Source organism: Nonomuraea sp. NPDC051298 (assembly GCF_055586305.1).
The window spans coordinates 826,966-844,102 of sequence record NZ_JBVJIM010000002.1 but is presented as its reverse complement, the minus strand read 5'-3'; the positions used below and the strand labels follow the sequence as shown (position 1 = coordinate 844,102).

Genomic DNA, 17,137 nt, shown 5'->3' with positions numbered 1-17,137 from the left:
GACGGAACCGTCACAGCGGCGTCAGGACCATGAGAATCTCGTCCCGGTCGTCACCTGGCGCCAGTCGCAGGACGCCGGGGCGGCGGCCGATCTCCTCGAAGCCCAGACCACCGTAGAAGTGCTCCAGACCCATCCCGGACCGGGCGGCGAGGTGCAGTTGTTCCAGAGCCATGTCCGCACGGGCGACCTGACGGGCGTAGTCCATCAGGGCAGACCCGACGCCGCGTCCCCGGAAGGCGGGGTGCGACTGGACGTGGTGCAACGTGCCCCAGTGCGCGACGAGCGGATGGGGATCGCGACGGACGTTCAGCCAGCCCGCCAGGACGCCGCCGACCATGGCCACGACCAGGCGGCTGTGGTCGGGATGCAGACCCGCGATGAGCCGCTCGGCGGCCGGGGCGACCTCCTCCGCGGTCACCGGCGGGAACGGAAACCCCACCGCCCCACCGGCATTGCTGACCTCGACCCAGCAGTCGATCAGCTCACGCGACAACTCGGTGTCGATCTGGTCCCGGTGCCAGAACTGGCGCAACTCAGGGGCATTCTTGCTCGTCATGGCATGGATTGTGGCAAAGGGCCCCGACAAGACGCGGTCGCGGGTGCGCTCGTGCGCGGACTGGAGGTGGACGACGTCGCCGACGGCCTGAGCGCCCCCGAGCGCCGCGGCTAAGGGGCTTGGAGGCGGGCGCGGGAGTTGGACAGGTGCAGCCGCATCGCCGCCCGGGCCGCCGCCGCGTCCTGGTCGGCGATGGCCCGGTAGATGTTCTCGTGCTCCAGCGTCACCCGGGTGAAGTGGGAGGCGTCGGTGACCGTGTAGACGTGCTCCAGCCGCGTACGCGGCAGCATGATCATCATCGGCCCCAGCGACGCCAGCAGGTCCGAGTAGAACCGGTTCCCCGACGCCAGCGCGATCTTGAGGTGGAACTCGAAGTCGGCCTCGACGGCGTTCGCGGGCTGCCCGCGGCCGCCGGTGCCCCCCAGATCGACCAGTGCCCGTTCAACGGCCTTGAGCTGCGGCTCGGTACGCCGCTCCGCCGCCAGCCCGGCCGCCTCCGACTCGACCCCGATCCGGAAGTCGATCATGTCGAGGACGTCGCGATGCGTACGGACCTGCGCCGCCTCCACCGAGAAGGCCGTGGAAGGCGGCAGGGTGAGCACGAACGAGCCGCGCCCCTGGAAGGTCTCGACCAGCCCCGCCGCCTGCAGGCGTGAGACGGCCTCGCGCACGACCGTACGGCTGACGCCGAACTCCTGGATGAGCGAGGACTCCGTCGGCAGCTTCTGGCCGGGCGCGATCTCCCCGGCCAGGATGCGGGCCTTGAGCCGCTCGACCAGCTCGTACGCGAGCCCGCGCCCGGTGTCACGGTCGAGCTTGCGGTCCGGCGGCACCGCGTTCGTCGGCACCGGGTTCGTCGGCACCGGGTTCGTCGGCACGGGCTCTGGCGGCACGGGGCACAATCTACCGGCCGCCGACCGGGAACTCGATGTGCTCGACCCAGGAGTCACGCGGGTAGGCGGCGGCCAGGTGCACGTGGATCTCCATCACGAAGTGCGGCGTGACCGCCTTGACCTTGATCCCCCGATGCCGCGCTCCAACGACTGCGTCGCCCGCGCCTTCACCTCCTCGACCGATCCGGGGACAGCGGCCGCTGCCGCCCCGTAGCCACCTCGGCGTCGCTCACCGCGTATGCGAGCGGGACGGCGTACCGCCCGAACCGTACTGACGCGATCCGGTCACCCACGCCCGCCTCACGCCTTCCCGAACGCGACGCTGTCCACCACCCACGCGCGGCACTGCTCGCTGAGCGTGAACCCGAGCCCTGGCCGGTCCGGGACGATCATCCGCCCGTCACGCGTCTCCAGCCGCTCGTTGAAGAGCGGGTTGAGCCACTCGAAGTGCTCGACCCACGGCTCGCGCGGGTAGGCGGCGGCCAGGTGGAGGTGGATCTCCATGGCGAAGTGGGGGGCGAGTTGCAGCTCCGCGTGATCGGCGAGCGTGGCCAGCCGCAGGAAGGGGGTGATGCCGCCGACGCGGGGGGCGTCCGGCTGGATGATGTCGGCGGCGCGGGCCTCGATGAGCCGTACGTGCTCGGCGACGCTGGTGAGCATCTCCCCGGTGGCGATGGGCGTGTCGAGGGCGGCGGCGAGTTGCGCGTGCCCCTCGGCGTCGTAGGCGTCCAACGGCTCCTCGATCCACACCAGCCCGAACTCCTCCACCGCCCGCCCGAACCGCAACGCCGACACCCGATCCCACTGCTGATTCGCATCCACCATCAACGGAACACCCTCCCCCAGATGCTCCCTCACCGCCCCCAACCGCCGCAGATCCTCCCGCATATCCGGCTGCCCCACCTTGATCTTGATCCCCCCGATGCCACTCTCCAATGACTGCGTCGCCCGCGCCTTCACCTCCTCGACCGGCGCGTGCAGGAACCCGCCCGAGGTGTTGTACGTCCTGACGGAGTCACGGTAGGAGCCGAGCAGCTTGGCCAGCGGCAGCCCGGCACGCCTGGCCTTCAGGTCCCACAGCGCGACGTCGACGGCGGCCAGCGCCTGCGTCGCGACCCCCGACCTGCCGGCCGACGCCCCGGCCCAGAGCAACGACTCGTACACCCTGCCGATGTCCGACGGGTCCTGCCCGATGAGGTTCGCGCCGACCTCCTTCGCGTGCGCGTACTGGGCCGGGCCGCCCGCCCGCTTGGAGTAGCCGAAGCCGGTGCCGCAGAGCCCGTCCTCGGTGGTGATCTCGGCGAACAGGAAGACGATCTCGGTCATGGGCTTCTGCCGCCCGGTGAGCACCTTGGCGTCGCTGACGGGTACGTCCAGCGGGAGCGTGACGGAGGAGAGAGCGACGTGACGTATGCGGTCGGAAGCCATGAAGGGTCCTCGGGGGTCGGCGGCGCGATTTCCAAGTCATCGTATGAATCCATAAGTCATATGACAACCTCGAAATGTCGGGACCCGATGGCACACTCATCTCCCATGACAGTCGAAACGGTCGTCCTCACCGGTGCCGCCGGGCGCGTCGGGTCCGTGCTGCGCGAGCCCCTGCGCCGCCGGCTCCACCGCCTGATCTCGGTCGACCGCGCCCCGCTCGCCGCCGGATCGGCCAACGAACGGGTCCACACCACGACGCTGACCGGCGTCACCGACCTCCTGCCGATCGTCGAGGGCGCCGACGCGATCGTCCATCTGGCGGGCGTCCCCGACGAGGCCCCGCTCCCCGACCTGCTGGAGGCCAACGTCCAGGGCACCCACCACGTCCTGGAGGCGGCCCGCCGCACGGGCGTCGGGCGCGTCGTGCTGGCCAGCAGCAACCGCCTGACCGGCTGCTACCCGGCCGCCCAGACGATCCCGGCCGACCTGCCACCCCGCCCCGACGGCCTGTACGGCGTCAGCAAGGCCGCCATGGAGGCCCTGGGCCGCCTCTACACCGACAAGTTCGGCCTGGACGTGGTGTGCCTGCGCATCGGCAGCCTCGAACCCGAGCCCGCCGAGCCCCGCCACCTGGCCACCTGGCTGAGCCCGCGAGACTGCGCCGGCTTCTTCTGGGCCGCCCTGACGGCCCCCGCTCCCGGTTTCACCGCGGCCTACGCGGTCTCCGCCAACACCCGCCGCTTCTGGACCCTCGACGACCGGCTCCCCTACCACCCCCAGGACAACGCCGAGACGTACGCACACCGCCTCCCGGCCGCCGACGCCTTCTTCACCGACGACCGGCCACAGGGCGGCGCCTTCGCCTCCCCGGCGTACACACTGCGGCACCTCACCCGAGCACAGGAATAGACCGCTCAGCCACACGGCCATCCCAAGCGATCCCACCCCGGAGAAAGGCACTTAACCATTGGCCGGGCACACGTGGCGCAGAACGAGCACTCCTTAAGACCAACACAGCCCAACATTACTGACAGTCGCCATATAACCACATAAGGTGATCACAGTAAGGGCCGCATCTCGGCCGTGTCCGCCGAAGGAACCCGCATGCGTATCCCAACCACCACCGTGACCCTGGCCGCCGCAGGTGTCATGGCCATGGCTCCGCTCGCTCCGGCACAGGCCGCGAGGGGCTTGCTCATCATCGACGACCGCCACTACGAGAACCCGAGCGGCTGCCACCCCCTCAGCTCGAACGACGGGTCGCGGCTCGTTCGCAACCTCACCGGCCAGAGCGCCTACTTCTTCTCCGGGGGAGATTGCCAGGGCCTCCCCGTAGATCAAGTGCACCCTGCCGAGACCGGACGCGTCGACCACGTCAGAAGCTTCCACATCGCCCGGCACGCGGCACCCCCTGGCGGGAACGCCGAAAAACGGTGAGACAGCTCCCGGCCGTCCGTGTCAGCATGCTCGACCATGCTGGAACACGAGCCGAGCGACGAAACCCTGGCCGCCATCGCCAGTCGGCACGGCACGACCGCCGAGCAGGTGCGTCCCCTGCCCGCGGGGGTGGCCAACCGCGTCTTCCTGCTCGGAGACGACCTGGTGCTGCGCATCCCACGAACCAGGCGGTTTCTCCCTGACCTGGTCAAGGAGGCCGCGGTCATCCCCGTCGCCCTGCGTGCGGGCGTACGCACTCCGCGGGTCGTCGCCTTCGACGACACCTGCTCGGTGGTGGACGTGCCCTACATGGTGCTCACCCGAGCCCGGGGAGCCGACCTCGCGAGCCTCGACCTGCCTGCCTCGGACACAGACCGCGTCTTCCTCCAGGCCGGACAAGAGCTGGCCAAGCTGCACCGGCTGTCCCCGGACACCGCGCCCGCCCTTCCTGCCGTCCCCACGGATGACGACGCCGCAGACCCCTGGGCGCTCACCGACCGCCTTCTGATGAAAGGCTGGCTCGACATCGACACCGCCCGCTGGCTCAGCGGCTGGTTCGACCGGCTCTCGGAGCATCTCCCCGCGAACCCGCCTCTGGTCCTGGTCCACGGCGACCTCGCGCCGCAGAACCTGCTCGTCTCCCCGAAGCCCGCTCAGCTCAACGCAATCGTGGACTGGGGGGACGCCCAATGGGCCGACCCTGCCGTCGACTTCGCCAAGGTCCCCCTCACCGGCGTCCCGGCCATGCTCGACGGCTACCGGCAGGAGACCGGCCAGGCAGGCTCGGCGACCTGGGAGGCCCGCGTCCTGTGGTGCCACCTCACCTGGGCGCTCGGGCGCCTGGCCGACCCCGTCCCGCGCCCGGACGAACGCCACTGGACCGCCCCTCCCGCCAGCCGCCTCCTGGCCCTGCTCCGCTTCTTCACCTCAGCCCCGCCGGCCCCTTGGGCCGATCTGACCTGATCCAGCACCGGCCCTCCGGCACGTCCGACCGCGTCGCCGTGCGCAGGCCCGGGAGCCCTCCGCTTCTCCTGGCCGTACGGGCCCTAAAAGGCGGCCTGTCCCGCCTCGACGACCCGGCGTGCGATCGACACGAGGGCTTCCGCCGCCTCGTTGAATTCTCTCGTGAACGCGATGAAGAGGTCGCCGTCGTCGTGGTCCAGGCTCTGCCTGCAGTTCCCGCCGGCTCTCTCCGTCTGGGTGATGAACGTCCGCCACAGGCCCTGGATCTCGGGATCGGGGGCCGGGAAGTAACGGCCGGCGTCGCGGGCGATCTGCCCCAAGTCGCCGCACAGGGGGCGGAGGAGGGCCGGGTCGATGTCGCCGTTCCTCGAGTCCGCGGCATCTTTCTGGGCCGCGATGAGACGCTTGATGACGGTGATGTAGCGATTCTGCAGGTCCATCCCGCCGCGGAACCACCAGGCCGCCACCTGCAGGTTCCTCGTCGTGTCGGGTACGGCCACCTCGTCGACGGACACCATCTGCCGCACCTCGATCCCGGGGGCGCCCCCGGACGAGCCCTGCGGTCCCGTCGCCGCCACGGTTGCCGCCACCGTTGCCGCCACCGCCGCGGCGGACAACGCGAACACGCAGAGGCGACGTGCGGTGAGCCCGCTCCGCGCCCCTCCCGGTCGCGGTTCGGGGAGCGCGCCTTCCGTTCTGGACCGCCGCGCCCTGTGGGCCGCCGACACGATCGCGGCCGCGATGACGGCGGCGATCGCGGTGAGCACGAGGACAGAGCCCAGCAGGGTGTGGACGAGCGGCCAGGCCACGCCCGGCCGCCACTGGCAACTGGTCGCCAGCGTGTTGAGCGGCTGGAGGCATCCGTCCGCGGCGATGAGCACGAAGTGGCCGACGAGGCCGCCCAAGGCCACGCTCTCGGCGGTGATCAGCGCGACGAGCAGCCGGTAGCGGCGTGCCAGGACGCTCGCGGCGACGGCGGCCGCCGCGGACCCCGCCACCAGGGCCACGAGCGTCCACGCCAGGTAGACCAGGACGTAGTAGGGCTCTTGTCGCCCGGACGGGGACTGCCAGGTGTGCATGTACCCCATCACGACCGCGATGGCGGCCCAGCACGTCAGCACGCCCGCCGGCGCGACCAGCAGCACGCGCCGAAGCGGCGGCACCACCTCCCCCGGCTCCGCCCGCCTGCCCGCCCCGCCCACGACGCCGAACACCCAGCGGGGCGGGACCGTGGGCGTACCGAGCGTCCAGGCGAGCAGCGGCACCACCCACAGGGCCACGACCGCGGACAGGACGAGGGGCCCGGTGAGGCCCGACAGCGGCTCCAGCACCACGCCGATCACGGACAGCATGGCCGAATCGTCGCCGGGAAAGGCGCCGAAGGTGTCCTGCAACACCCGAGCCACCCCGGCACCGTAGATCAGCCCCATGCTCACCAGCACTGTGCCCTGGCTCGACCACCACGCGAACCACGAAGTCAGCACCAGCCACGCGGCCGCCAGGCCCAGCAGCATGGCCGGCCGGATGGTGGGTCCCGGCCACGCCCTGACCCAGAGCTGAGCGCACTGCGCGGTCCACCAGCCGAACGCCGCTCCGGCGAACAGCACCAGCGCCAGGACCAGCGGGTGGTTCGGCACCCACTGCCCGACCGCGACCCGGTTCAGGAACAACTCACCGACCACCAGGCCGGCTCCCAGCCACAGCCCCGCACGCACACCGGAGGGCATGCGGCCCCCGCCGTGCACGGCGTAGGCCACGGCCCGCCACAGCGCGGTCCCGGCCACCCCGGTGGCCAGGCCCGCCGCCACCAGCGCAACCGTCGTCTGGGCAGCCACGGTGTTGACGGAGAATGACCAGTAGGACCTCGCCTGAGTGTCGATCAGCACGGCGGCGGCCCCGGTCAGGAACATCGGCAGGGCCTGCACACCGAACAGCGCCGCCGGGTCGGCCAGAGCATTCCGACGCAGTTCCCAGCGTGGATGGGCGCGCCACAGTTCGACGAAGGAGCCGAGTGCCCGCCGCAGCCCGCCCCCGGCCTGGTCGGATGTCTTGGACGCCCAGCCGCGCGAATCCGCGCCCCAGCGCACCGCGGCGAGGTCGGCGTAGATCTCCCGGTTGCGCAGCACGTCCGACCGGGCGAGATAGACCAGCGTGACCATGACGGCCGCGAGCAGCAGCTCACGCGTCGCATGCGGTACGTCGGCAGACCAGAACCGCAACCGCGCGGAAGTGGGGATCGCGGCGAGTTGCCAGATGACGTACGGCAGGAGCACCAGGGCGACGAACACTCGCCACACGGCGATGGTGGCGTAGGTGAGAGTGACGTCGCCGTTGCGGACGTGGGCGAACTCGTGCAGGGCCACCGCTCGGAAGGCGTCGCGGTCGGTGTTCCTGCGGGCGAGCAGGCCGCCGTGCAGGCACACGATCGGCCGGCGATTGCTCCCGAACACCACTGCGCTGGTGGAGGCCGCCGCCGGGTCGACGACGACTCGCGGCACGCGGTCCAGCCCGGCGTCCTCCGCGAACTTCTCCAGCCTGCCCCGGATCTCGCCGTCGCGGTCGATCATCTCCAGCGGAACGAGCCGGCCGCGCCGTGCCCTCCACCGGGGCAGGCACCAGAACAGCGCGACGGTCGCGGTCACCAGCAGGGCCGGCCACAACAGGGTCAGCCACAACGGCGCCCCAGGCTCGTACCGATCCCTGCATGTCTGGTAGGCGTCGAAGTACGAAAGAATCCTGGCGGCGTTCGCCTGGCCCACGCCCTGGTTGGGGTCGCCTCCGGCGGCGAGCAGGCAGCCGTAGTCGGATGCGCCGTAGAACCGGTCGGTCACGGCCTGCATCATCGAGCCGCTGCTCACCACCAGCAGGACCAGCAGCAGGGTGAACCTCGTGGTCGTGCCTGCCGCCATCGCCCGTTCGTCGATTCGTGGCGAGGCCACCACGCCCGCCATCGCTAGTCCAGGCCCGCGGTGCCGTCGCCGTCCGGGCCGTCCGGCTCTTCGGCGTCGTCCCCTGCGGCGGCCAGTGCGAGCCTGCCCGCCACGGCGTCGGCGATGAGCCGCGCGCGGCTGTCCTCCAGACCGTGCTTCACGGCGGTCTCGACCACCTGCTGGTGGACTTCGGCAAGCTGTTCACGGGTCAGGTCGGGGACGACCGCGGCCGTGGCCGGCCTGCGCAAGAGCTTACGCAGCACGGCTTTCGTCCCGTTGACCGCGCCGTCCCCCGCCGCGCCCCCGATCCGCCGCGCGGCCTCGTCGAGCACGAGCCACACCACCGGAGTCACCAGCACCGCGACCTCACCCAGGCCGAACCCCAGCGGCTCGCGCCGGCCGCGCCTGCGGCCCAGCCGCCGCAGGACCGCGTCGTCGTCGAGCCCGGCCAGCCCGTCGACAAGCACGAGTTCCTCGGGCGCGACCTCGGCCACCACGTCGCGGACCACGTCGAGCACTCTGGTCCCGCTCGCACGATGCGTGTCGTCGCTGCTGGGTAAAGCTGCTTCAGAACTCATGGCATTCCCGCTTTGTCACGTTCTGCGATGGACATGGCGCCGTGCAGGAGCACCATTATGGCCGAAGGCGCCTGAGGACCACAGGCGAAACTCACGCACTTTACGGATTCACGCTCACCAAATCGCAGCCCCGAATATCCGCCCCAATTGTCGAATCCGGGCGGGCCATAACTGCCGGCCGCCCGGCTCTTTTCGACGATGGATCGAGCCAAAAGGAGATCCCTAAAGCAAATAGGAGCGCGTGATCGCCCTCGTCCCGATATTCCGGGGTATGCGCATTGCGCATTCCGCCTACGCGACAGGGCATCGGCGGCTACGGTGGCCCTCGCCGATCGAGCTCGTACGTGGAGAAGGGCGGGGATGGATCCGAGGCGCGCCCGTTCGGGCGAGGCGGTGGACCTCTGCCCCTACCCGGGGCTGGCCCCGTTCGGGCCCGAGGAGGCCCGCTGGTTCTTCGGCCGGGACCGGCTGCTCACAGAGCTGACCGCGCGCCTGGACGAGCACGCAGAGCACGGCGGCCCGCTGATGGTCGTGGGCCCCTCAGGGGCGGGGAAGTCATCGCTGCTGCGGGCCGGGTTGCTGCCCGCCCTGGAAGACGGCGCCCTTCCCGGATCGCGGCACTGGCCACGGCTGCTGTTCACGCCCACGGCCCAGCCGATGGCGGCCTTGCGGGCGAGCCTGGCGACGTTGCCCGGCGTCGGGCCCGAGCAGGCCGGTGAAGCGATCGAGGCGGGGGGCCGGCAGTGCGCACGGCTGCTGCACGAGTCGCTTCGCGTCGATGACGCCGATCCGGACGCCGGCGGGCCACGCCTGGTCGTGATCGTCGACCAGCTCGAAGAACTGTTCACCCAGTGCCCGGACGAGCCGGAGCGGCGCCGCTTCATCGAGATGATCACCGAGCTGGCCGGCCCCGACCCCGAGGGCGGCTCTCCGGTGGCGCTGGTCGTCTGCGGCCTGCGCTCGGAATTCCACGCCCGCTGCGCCGACCACCCCCGGTTGTGGGCGGGGCTGCAGGACAGCCAGGTGCGGGTCGGGCCGATGTCGCAGGACGAACTACGCGAAGCGATCCTGTCCCCGGCCCGGGACGTGGACGTGGAGGTCGAGCCGGGGCTGGTCGAGCGCCTGCTCGGCGATCTTGGGGCCACCACCGGTGACGGGTACGCGGCCGGGCGTCTGCCGCTGCTGGCCCACGCCTTGCGCACCACCTGGCAGCAGCGGCACGGCCACACCCTGACCATCGACGGCTACCGTGTCACCGGCGGCATCGAGCGGGCCGTGGCCACGACCGCCGAGCGCATCGTCACCGGCCTGGACGAGGCGGATCAGCGGATGGTCCGGGCCCTGTTCCTGCGCTTGGTGACCATCAGCGGCGGCGTCGACGGTGTCCGGCGTCGCGTGGCCGGCGCCGGTCTCCTCGGCCCGGAGTTCGGCAGCCGTTCGACCGCCACGGTCCTGGCCGCCTTCACGCACAGCCGCCTGCTCACCCAGGACCAGGACACCGTGGAGATCACCCACGAGGTGCTGCTGTCGGCGTGGCCGCGGCTGCGTGACTGGCTGGAGTCGGACCGCGCGGTCCTCACCACCCACCACGCCCTCTCCGACGCCGCGCGCCGCTGGCACCTGCACGGCCAGGAGAGCGTCGACCTGCTGCAGGGCGCCGCACTCGACGAAGCGGTCTCCTACGCCCTGGCCGGGCCCCGGCGCCTCACGCCGGATCTCCTCGAACGTTCCTTCCTCGACCACTCGATACGCGCCGTCCGGCGTACGAGCCGCAACCGGACGCTGCTCAGCGCCGCCTTGGCCGTCCTGCTCGCCGTCGCCACCGGCACGGCGATCGCGCAAGGGCGGACCCTGGCGGCGCGGGACCAGACCATCACTTACCAGGACGAAGAGTCCGTCGCCACGCGCGTCGCCGGCCAGGCCGCCGACCAACTGCACCTCGTTGACGCGGCCACCGCCAAACAGTTGGCCGTCGCCGCCGCGAGCCTCGCTCCTGACGCCTACGCCACCCGCCGCGCCCTGGTCATGCTCTACCACCAACCGGAGCTCTACACCTATCGGCCCGAGGGAGTCGACGGCCACTGGGAGTGGACCACCACCGACACCGGCCGCCTGGAGGCCGCCGCCCGGTCACTCGGCCACGAGGTGAAGATCATCGACGTGGATCAACGGAAGGTGACGCGCACCATCACCCTGACCGGAACCCCGATCGCCGAATCGGGCTTCACCAGGATCGTCTCCCTGAGCGGCGACGGCAAGGTGCTGGCCGTCGTACGGCAGGACGGAACCGTCGGCATCTGGGACACCGCGACCGGACGTGCCTGGCCGGTCACCTTTCGTGTCACCACTCCGTACATCGCGCTCAGCCAGACGGGAACCCGGCTGATCAGCCCCGAAGGCAGTGGCAAGACGCTGCGCACCAAGGTGTGGGACACCACCACGGGAAAGCCCGTCTGGGAGCACCCCGGCGGCCTGGCGGCGGGAGACGGCAATCATCTGATCTTCGCGCAAGGGTCGACGCTGCAATGGCGCGATCTGGAGACCGGTCGACGAACGCCCAGGAAACGGCTCATCCTGGACGGGGAACCGATCACCGACCTGAGCGCCGGCCCCGACGGCGAAATCCTGGCAGTACGACAACGCGGCAACAACTCATTGGCGATCATCCATCTCGACAAAGTCGATAAGAGCGGCAGAATCGGCAAAAATGGCCCCGAAGTGAGGTGGCTGACGATCCCGCCAGAAACGACGGGTCACCTCGGCTTCAGCTCCGACAGCCGCTACCTGAACGTGGGCGCCACGATCTGGGACCTCGACGAGACCTACTTCACCCAGCCGGTCTACCGGTACCCGGACACGAACTGTGTCGACTTCGTCTTCGGCCCTGAAGACCGTACGCTGCGCTGTGTCCGCGACGGTGCCGTCGTCCTGTCGCTCAGCGCGCTCCGCGACCCCGTCCAACTCATCCCCGAGCACCTCGACACGGCGGTGGCCAGCGCGGACGGCACGACGATCGCGCTGCGCCGCTACGACTACCGCGGCGTGGAGATCTGGGACCCCATCCGGCGCACCCTCCGGGCGACCCTGCCCATCCCCGAACCCGACTGGGGGAAGGACCCCGGGCGATTCGAACTGTCGCAAGACGGGCGGCTGCTCGCCTACCTCAACGCCAATGGCGACATCGACGTCTGGGACATCGCCTCTGCGACCAGAAAGATCACCCTGCGAACCCGGCACCGGCTCGGCACCAGCACTCCGGTGGCGTTCTCCCCGGACAGCAGGACGCTGGCGGTGGCCACCCTCACCGGCTACGCCACCCGGCTCGACCTGTGGGACGTCCCAACGGGAAGGCTCCGCGCCACCTCCACCGGCCGGCGACAGGCGACCGCCCGGGTCGTGGCGTTCTCCCAGCTCGACGAGACCTCCCAGATCCTTTTCAGCCACGACGGTCGGACCGTCGTCTCCGCCCCCGACCAGGGCGTGGTCGACGTCGCCACCGGCGAGAGACTGGCGGCCCCCAGCACCGAGCTGACTCGCCCCCTGGCGCTCAGCAAGAACGGAGTCCTCGCCGACCAGGTCGGTATGGACAAAACCCTCACCGCCTACGATGGCCGCACCCTCCTGCGCCTGGCCCGCGCCCGGATCAACAGCGAACTGCCCCGCTGGATGAGGTTCTCACCCGACGGAAGCCTGCTCGCCATCGCCGAAAGATCTTCGGACCAGATCAGGCTGTGGCACGTGCCCAGCAGGACCCCCTACGCACCCGTGCTGACCAACTTCCCCACCAGCACGATCAAGACCCTCGCCTTCTCCCCGGACGGTTCGTCCGTCATCGCCCTCGACGACAAGGGCCGCCTGCGCACCCACCTCATCGCACCCGACCGGATCAAAGCCGCGCTGTGCGCCCAATTCGGCCCGCTGTCCGAAGCTGACTGGAGCACTTACCTCCCGGAGATCCCTTACCGCCGAACCTGCTGACCTTCACGACCGGCAACCCGAACGATCACCACCTGGAGCCGCCTGCCCCGGTGGCCGCCGACGCCCCTCGGCCACCACGACAAGGGCGGTGGCGGCCCGGAACAGCTACGCCGCTGGAGATCACGGACCGTCATGGTGAGGCTCGTCAGTAGCTGTATTCCTCGGCGATCTTCTGAGCGATGGACTCCGACTTGGGGGTGTAGACCCGATAGAAGTCCCTGCCGCACTCCAGATCGTCCAGAGCGGCCTTGATCTCCTTGTCCAGGTACGGTCTGGCCTGGGCAGCCGTGAGCTGGGCCCCGAATTTCTGCACGGTCTCGCCCTTCCTGGGGGGCGAGGGCATCTCGGGATCCTTCTCGCGCTGCCTGCGGCCGACCTCGTCCTCCTGATCGAGGAACGCGAGCCGGCCGCGGTTCGCCATTTGCACCGGCCTGGTGTCGGAAACCTTGTATCCCTTGCCCGTCAGGCACGTGGCCATGCTCGATGCCAGCTTGACCAGTTCGGCGTCGCCGTCGATCTCGCGCTGAGTCGCCTTCTCCGAGGCGGCGGCGAGCTGGTCGAACAGGTCCATGTCGGACGTCACCTCCTTGCCGAGAACCTGCTTGGCCGCGACGACGATGCAGGCGTCCACGGCCTTCCAGTAGCTCTTGTACTGAGCCGGGGAGAGCTTCGCCCGGATCTTCCCGTTGGGGTCGCTCCCCGAAAGGTCGGGCATGCTGGCGGGGGCGTCCGGGCCCTTCGGGTGGACGAACAGCGAGAAGACCCCGAAGCCGTACTTCGCCCGCTGGGCCTTCAACGCCTCATAGTCGCCGACTCTGCGCCTGCGCTCCTCCTCGGTGAGGGGATCTTCCGGTGGCACGTAGGCGATGTACCTGAAGCCCTTCTGCTTCATGCAGTCGGCCTTGACGGACTCGAACTGGCGCCGCTTCTCGTGCACCGTTTGGGCCGACTTCGAAAAAGGTGCAGCGCTCTTGGCGGCCGGCTCGGCGTCACCCCCGCAGCCGCCGAGCACGGCCGTCGCAGCCAGCACCAAGGCGGACATTCTCATGGTGTTCATGGTCGCTCTCCCCGTATTCCGACGTCACGCGCGCACGCGACCGCCGAGGCACCCGTACGGCTCGTGGTGGCGTCCGGCGCACCCGCCGGCGCGCGTGATCTGCTTCTTCCGTGGCTCACCTGCGAGCCGGCCACCGTCCGATCCGGCAGGTCGTGCGGGACCGGCCGGCGACTGTTGCGGCAGCGCTCGGCGTCAGCCGCAAGGGGCGTTCGCCCCGGCCAGAGGCCGTGGACGCGGCTGTCACGATCAGCCCCAATGCGGATCTTTCCAACATGCCCGGCACCATACTGCGTTCAATGAAGTATGGTCAATCGCGACCGTCGCCCGCAGCAGCACCACCGTCACCGAAGCCCTCCACCACAAGCAGATCCGCCCCGTACTGTCGCAAGGAGCTGCGGCGCTGGACGCTCTCTTCACTTGGGGTGCCACCCAGAAGAGTGACACCCTGCTCGACCAGCAAGAATCTGGACGGGACGACAGGATTTGAACCTGCGACGCCTTGACCCCAGGCACGTCACAAGGGGGCGAGATCACGATCGATACCCGCCCCCACCTGGGATTACGGTCCCGTACGATCCCCTCATGTCCAGGGCCGTCCGAGCCGGTTGTCACTCAGTCAGTCACCCAGGATCTGCCCTGTGGGCTGGGGCTGTTGCCACACGTCACGGCCATTGCTCCACAACTCAGAGGCGTGGTACGCGAACCGGTCGAACAACCCGTCGTCCTGGTACCGCCGCAGGTGCAGCATCGGCGAGTCGTGACCGACGAGCTTGGCCAAGTGTGGCGTGACGAGCATCTCCGAGTCGAACCGGAACACGCTCATGGCAATGTGCTCGTCACCGTACCGGGCCTCGATGCCGGGGACGTCTCGGAGGTGCTCGATCTCCGACAGCGTGATCCGGATACGCGTGGAGACGGTCAACGGGACGTTCTCCACTTCCTCACGGTTGCGTGTGACGTCACTCTCCGGATCGCCGACGAGAAACCGGATCTTGCAGCCCTGCTGGGCCTTCCGCTTGAGGACCTTCGCCAGGTTCGGATGCTCCAGCCACAGGAAGTAGTTCGTGTAACCGGCGAACACGATCTCATTTCGTGCCGAGTTGATGAGATTGCGCCAGATTGATTTCGGGCATGCGGACCGATACGGGTAAACGGTCAGCACCTCCTTGTCCGGTCCTGTTTTCACCGTATTGAGAATTGCGTCTGGCCATAGCACGGTAGCCTCAATTCCTAGTGCCTCTGCGGCGGCCCATTGGTGTCGCACGTAGGGGGGCGGTGGCCACGGCACACCTCGAAACGGAGGACGTCAGGGACGTTTTGAGCGTAACTCCATAACGTCCTGGACGTCTTGATAACGCGGTGGGTTCGTAACGCCTGGGTAAGCACGCTGTCCCCATGTCCACACCGGCAATTCTCGAAGACCTCCAGGAGGCTTTTCCTGGTTGGTGCATTTGGCGTAGTTCTGCGGGGCGTCTCTGGGCAACGCGAAACGGCCGACGCCTATCCCCGCAAGAGGTGGATCACGGCCTCTGCCAGACGATCGATGCGGACGACGTCGCCCAGCTCGCCGAGCAGTTGAAGAAGCAGGGCGCAGCGGAGCAGACGCTGTGAGCCCCTCTTCATCCCGGCTGGAGACACATACCGCCGCAGCTCTGGCCGAGGCCCTCGCCGCTCATGGCGTCTCCGCAGACGTGCATGATGGCTACGGTCTGGCACTGGTGTCCGTCTGGGCCGGATTAGTCGTCTGGTGCCATGGCGGGCGGTACTGGTGGCGATCAGCATGGGATGCGAGACGACAACGAGTCATCTACGCCTCGCACCCATCCACCGAACCTGCTCGGGCCGCCCACCGAATCGCTCTCCGCTACGCCCAACTGCGGGAGGCTCACACATCCTCTACGCCGGTCGCCGGAGCGCAGTCGTGCCCGTGACCTTGCAGCAGTTGATCAACAACTACCCTGCGTGGCAGATTCAGGCCATGGCCGGAGGCTGGATGGCCCTGCGCAGGAACATGGCAATCCGACCCGGAGCCCCGTGGCGAGCGCAGCGAGCGCTTGACGCCCACAACGTACGCAGAGCGTTCCGGAAGATCGTCAAGGACGCCGGGATGCCCGCGTACTACTGGACGCCCCGCGAGATGCGGCGCGGCTTCGTCTCGCTGCTGTCCGACTCCGGCGTCCCCCCGGAGGACATCGCCCGCCTCTCGCAAGCAGATCCGCCCTGTACTCCCGCAAGGAGCTGCGAAGATGGGCACGCTCTTCAGAGGGTAGTCACTCAGTTGGTCACTCACCAATGCGAAAGGGTGCCACCCAGAAAGGTGACACCCTTATCGACCAGAGAAAAAATCTGGTCGGGACGACAGGATTTGAACCTGCGACCCCTTGACCCCCAGTCAAGTGCGCTACCAAGCTGCGCTACGTCCCGGTCGTGTCGGCCGCCCCTCTGCGGGGCGGGACGTCATAACCTTAGCGCACATCGGAGGTGCACGCGTACACGTGAAGCGGGAGCGGAGGCGGCCAGGTGGGGCGTAAGCCGACCATTGATCGGAAGGAGTTGGCGCGGCTGGTCACCGAGGGCAGGAGCGTGCAGGAGCTGGCCGCTCACTTCGGGGTCAGCGAGTCCGGGGTGCTGCAGGCGAAGCGGGCGGCCGGGCTGGCCAAGCCGATGCTCGACCACAGTGCCGCCCTTCCCTGGAAGCTGGACCGCGCGCACTCCCAGTCCGGGCCGGCCACCAATCTGCGCAACCTGTCAGCGGCGGCGCAGGGCAAGCCGCCGGCGGCCGAGCGGTTGAACACCGCGCTGCGGTGGGCGCAACGGCTCGTCGACTCCGGCCTCGACGTACGGTACGACGCCGCCGAGGGGTTCAGCGAGATCCCGGCTCCGCCGTCGGATTCCCACATCGCGAACGTGCTGGACGCGGCCAGGAAAGCGCTCGAAGCCCGCTGAGACGGGGGTTTCGGCCCGCCCTTCGAGGGCAGTCACCGGTCTCGGCACAGAGACCGGAGGCGAACATCATGACCACCTGGACCTGGGTGGCCGTCGTCGTCGTGGTCGCGGTGATGGCGCTCATCGCAGTGGGGGTACCCCGTGCCGCAGCGGAAGCGCCGCACCCGGCTTCGCGAACGCGTTCGGCTCCGACGAGTACGAACTCCGGCAGCCCTTGGTGCACTGCCGGCGTGCTGTTCGAGGAGTTACCGCAGACACCACGCGAGGACGGTGAAACGATATGAGCGGCGACGAGCTGAAAGTGCCGTCGCAACGTCAGAACACGACCGATTCGCCACACCGCGACCGCCTCATTGAGGCCACCAGCACCA

General features: G+C 69.3%; 12 protein-coding genes and 1 tRNA gene. 5 read left to right on the top strand and 8 right to left on the bottom strand.

Features of this window, described 5'->3' with window-relative positions:
* Positions 1-10 precede the first annotated feature (10 nt).
* The 3 genes from ACZ6S0_RS09170 to ACZ6S0_RS09160 form a co-directional block, all read right to left on the bottom strand.
* The gene (locus tag ACZ6S0_RS09170) at positions 11-556 is read right to left on the bottom strand and encodes a GNAT family N-acetyltransferase (RefSeq protein WP_465914929.1); all 546 of its coding nucleotides are present in this window, start codon (positions 554-556) and stop codon (positions 11-13) included.
* 110 nt (positions 557-666) lie between these two features.
* Complete coding sequence (locus ACZ6S0_RS09165; RefSeq protein ID WP_465914927.1) at positions 667-1,449, bottom strand: FadR/GntR family transcriptional regulator; 783 nt, start codon at positions 1,447-1,449, stop codon at positions 667-669.
* 300 nt (positions 1,450-1,749) lie between these two features.
* Entirely contained in the window at positions 1,750-2,877 is a 1,128-nt protein-coding gene (locus tag ACZ6S0_RS09160) for an L-talarate/galactarate dehydratase (RefSeq protein ID WP_465914925.1), read from the bottom strand.
* A gap of 105 nt (positions 2,878-2,982) precedes the next feature.
* On the opposite strand from ACZ6S0_RS09160, the gene ACZ6S0_RS09155 reads away from it, so the two are divergent.
* From ACZ6S0_RS09155 to ACZ6S0_RS09145, 3 genes are all read left to right on the top strand, one after another.
* The gene (locus ACZ6S0_RS09155) at positions 2,983-3,786 is read left to right on the top strand and encodes an NAD-dependent epimerase/dehydratase family protein (RefSeq protein WP_465914923.1); all 804 of its coding nucleotides are present in this window, start codon (positions 2,983-2,985) and stop codon (positions 3,784-3,786) included.
* Positions 3,787-3,981: 195 nt separating this feature from the next.
* On the top strand, positions 3,982-4,314 hold the full coding sequence (locus ACZ6S0_RS09150) for a hypothetical protein (protein WP_465914921.1): 333 nt from the start codon (positions 3,982-3,984) through the stop codon (positions 4,312-4,314).
* A gap of 36 nt (positions 4,315-4,350) precedes the next feature.
* Complete coding sequence (locus ACZ6S0_RS09145) at positions 4,351-5,277, top strand: phosphotransferase family protein (protein WP_465914917.1); 927 nt, start codon at positions 4,351-4,353, stop codon at positions 5,275-5,277.
* An 83-nt stretch (positions 5,278-5,360) separates the two neighbouring features.
* On the opposite strand, the gene ACZ6S0_RS09140 is transcribed toward ACZ6S0_RS09145, so the two are convergent.
* Positions 5,361-8,228, bottom strand: a complete 2,868-nt coding sequence (locus ACZ6S0_RS09140) for a M48 family metalloprotease (RefSeq protein WP_465914915.1) — start codon at positions 8,226-8,228, stop codon at positions 5,361-5,363.
* A gap of 2 nt (positions 8,229-8,230) precedes the next feature.
* A complete protein-coding gene (locus ACZ6S0_RS09135; protein WP_465914913.1) occupies positions 8,231-8,716 on the bottom strand; it encodes a hypothetical protein in 486 nt (161 codons plus the stop codon).
* A 429-nt stretch (positions 8,717-9,145) separates the two neighbouring features.
* Here ACZ6S0_RS09135 and ACZ6S0_RS09130 point away from each other — a divergent pair, with 429 nt between their 5' ends.
* Positions 9,146-12,763, top strand: a complete 3,618-nt coding sequence (locus tag ACZ6S0_RS09130; RefSeq protein WP_465914911.1) for an nSTAND1 domain-containing NTPase — start codon at positions 9,146-9,148, stop codon at positions 12,761-12,763.
* A gap of 145 nt (positions 12,764-12,908) precedes the next feature.
* Here the strand turns inward: ACZ6S0_RS09130 and ACZ6S0_RS09125 are convergent, their stop codons facing one another.
* The 3 genes from ACZ6S0_RS09125 to ACZ6S0_RS09115 form a co-directional block, all read right to left on the bottom strand.
* Positions 12,909-13,820 (bottom strand): hypothetical protein, encoded by a 912-nt coding sequence (locus ACZ6S0_RS09125; protein ID WP_465914909.1) that lies wholly within the window; start codon positions 13,818-13,820, stop codon positions 12,909-12,911.
* Positions 13,821-14,436: 616 nt separating this feature from the next.
* Positions 14,437-15,036, bottom strand: coding sequence for a hypothetical protein (locus ACZ6S0_RS09120; RefSeq protein WP_465914908.1), 600 nt, complete (start codon positions 15,034-15,036; stop codon positions 14,437-14,439).
* Positions 15,037-16,167: 1,131 nt separating this feature from the next.
* Positions 16,168-16,244: transfer RNA gene (locus ACZ6S0_RS09115), tRNA-Pro, on the bottom strand.
* Positions 16,245-16,340: 96 nt separating this feature from the next.
* Between ACZ6S0_RS09115 and ACZ6S0_RS09110 the strand changes: the two genes are divergently transcribed.
* Positions 16,341-16,766: a hypothetical protein gene (locus ACZ6S0_RS09110; protein ID WP_465914906.1), complete on the top strand. Its 426-nt coding sequence runs from the start codon at positions 16,341-16,343 to the stop codon at positions 16,764-16,766.
* Positions 16,767-17,137: the final 371 nt, after the last annotated feature.

What these genes read in the sequence shown, in the direction of transcription:
- ACZ6S0_RS09160 (WP_465914925.1), bottom strand. Translation starts at nt 2,877, where the DNA reads ATGGCTTCCGACCGCATACGTCACGTCGCTCTCTCCTCCGTCACGCTC.
- ACZ6S0_RS09130 (WP_465914911.1), top strand. Translation starts at nt 9,146, where the DNA reads ATGGATCCGAGGCGCGCCCGTTCGGGCGAGGCGGTGGACCTCTGCCCC.
- ACZ6S0_RS09145 (WP_465914917.1), top strand. Translation starts at nt 4,351, where the DNA reads ATGCTGGAACACGAGCCGAGCGACGAAACCCTGGCCGCCATCGCCAGT.
- ACZ6S0_RS09155 (WP_465914923.1), top strand. Translation starts at nt 2,983, where the DNA reads ATGACAGTCGAAACGGTCGTCCTCACCGGTGCCGCCGGGCGCGTCGGG.
- ACZ6S0_RS09170 (WP_465914929.1), bottom strand. Translation starts at nt 556, where the DNA reads ATGACGAGCAAGAATGCCCCTGAGTTGCGCCAGTTCTGGCACCGGGAC.
- ACZ6S0_RS09140 (WP_465914915.1), bottom strand. Translation starts at nt 8,228, where the DNA reads ATGGCGGGCGTGGTGGCCTCGCCACGAATCGACGAACGGGCGATGGCG.
- ACZ6S0_RS09150 (WP_465914921.1), top strand. Translation starts at nt 3,982, where the DNA reads ATGCGTATCCCAACCACCACCGTGACCCTGGCCGCCGCAGGTGTCATG.
- ACZ6S0_RS09125 (WP_465914909.1), bottom strand. Translation starts at nt 13,820, where the DNA reads ATGAACACCATGAGAATGTCCGCCTTGGTGCTGGCTGCGACGGCCGTG.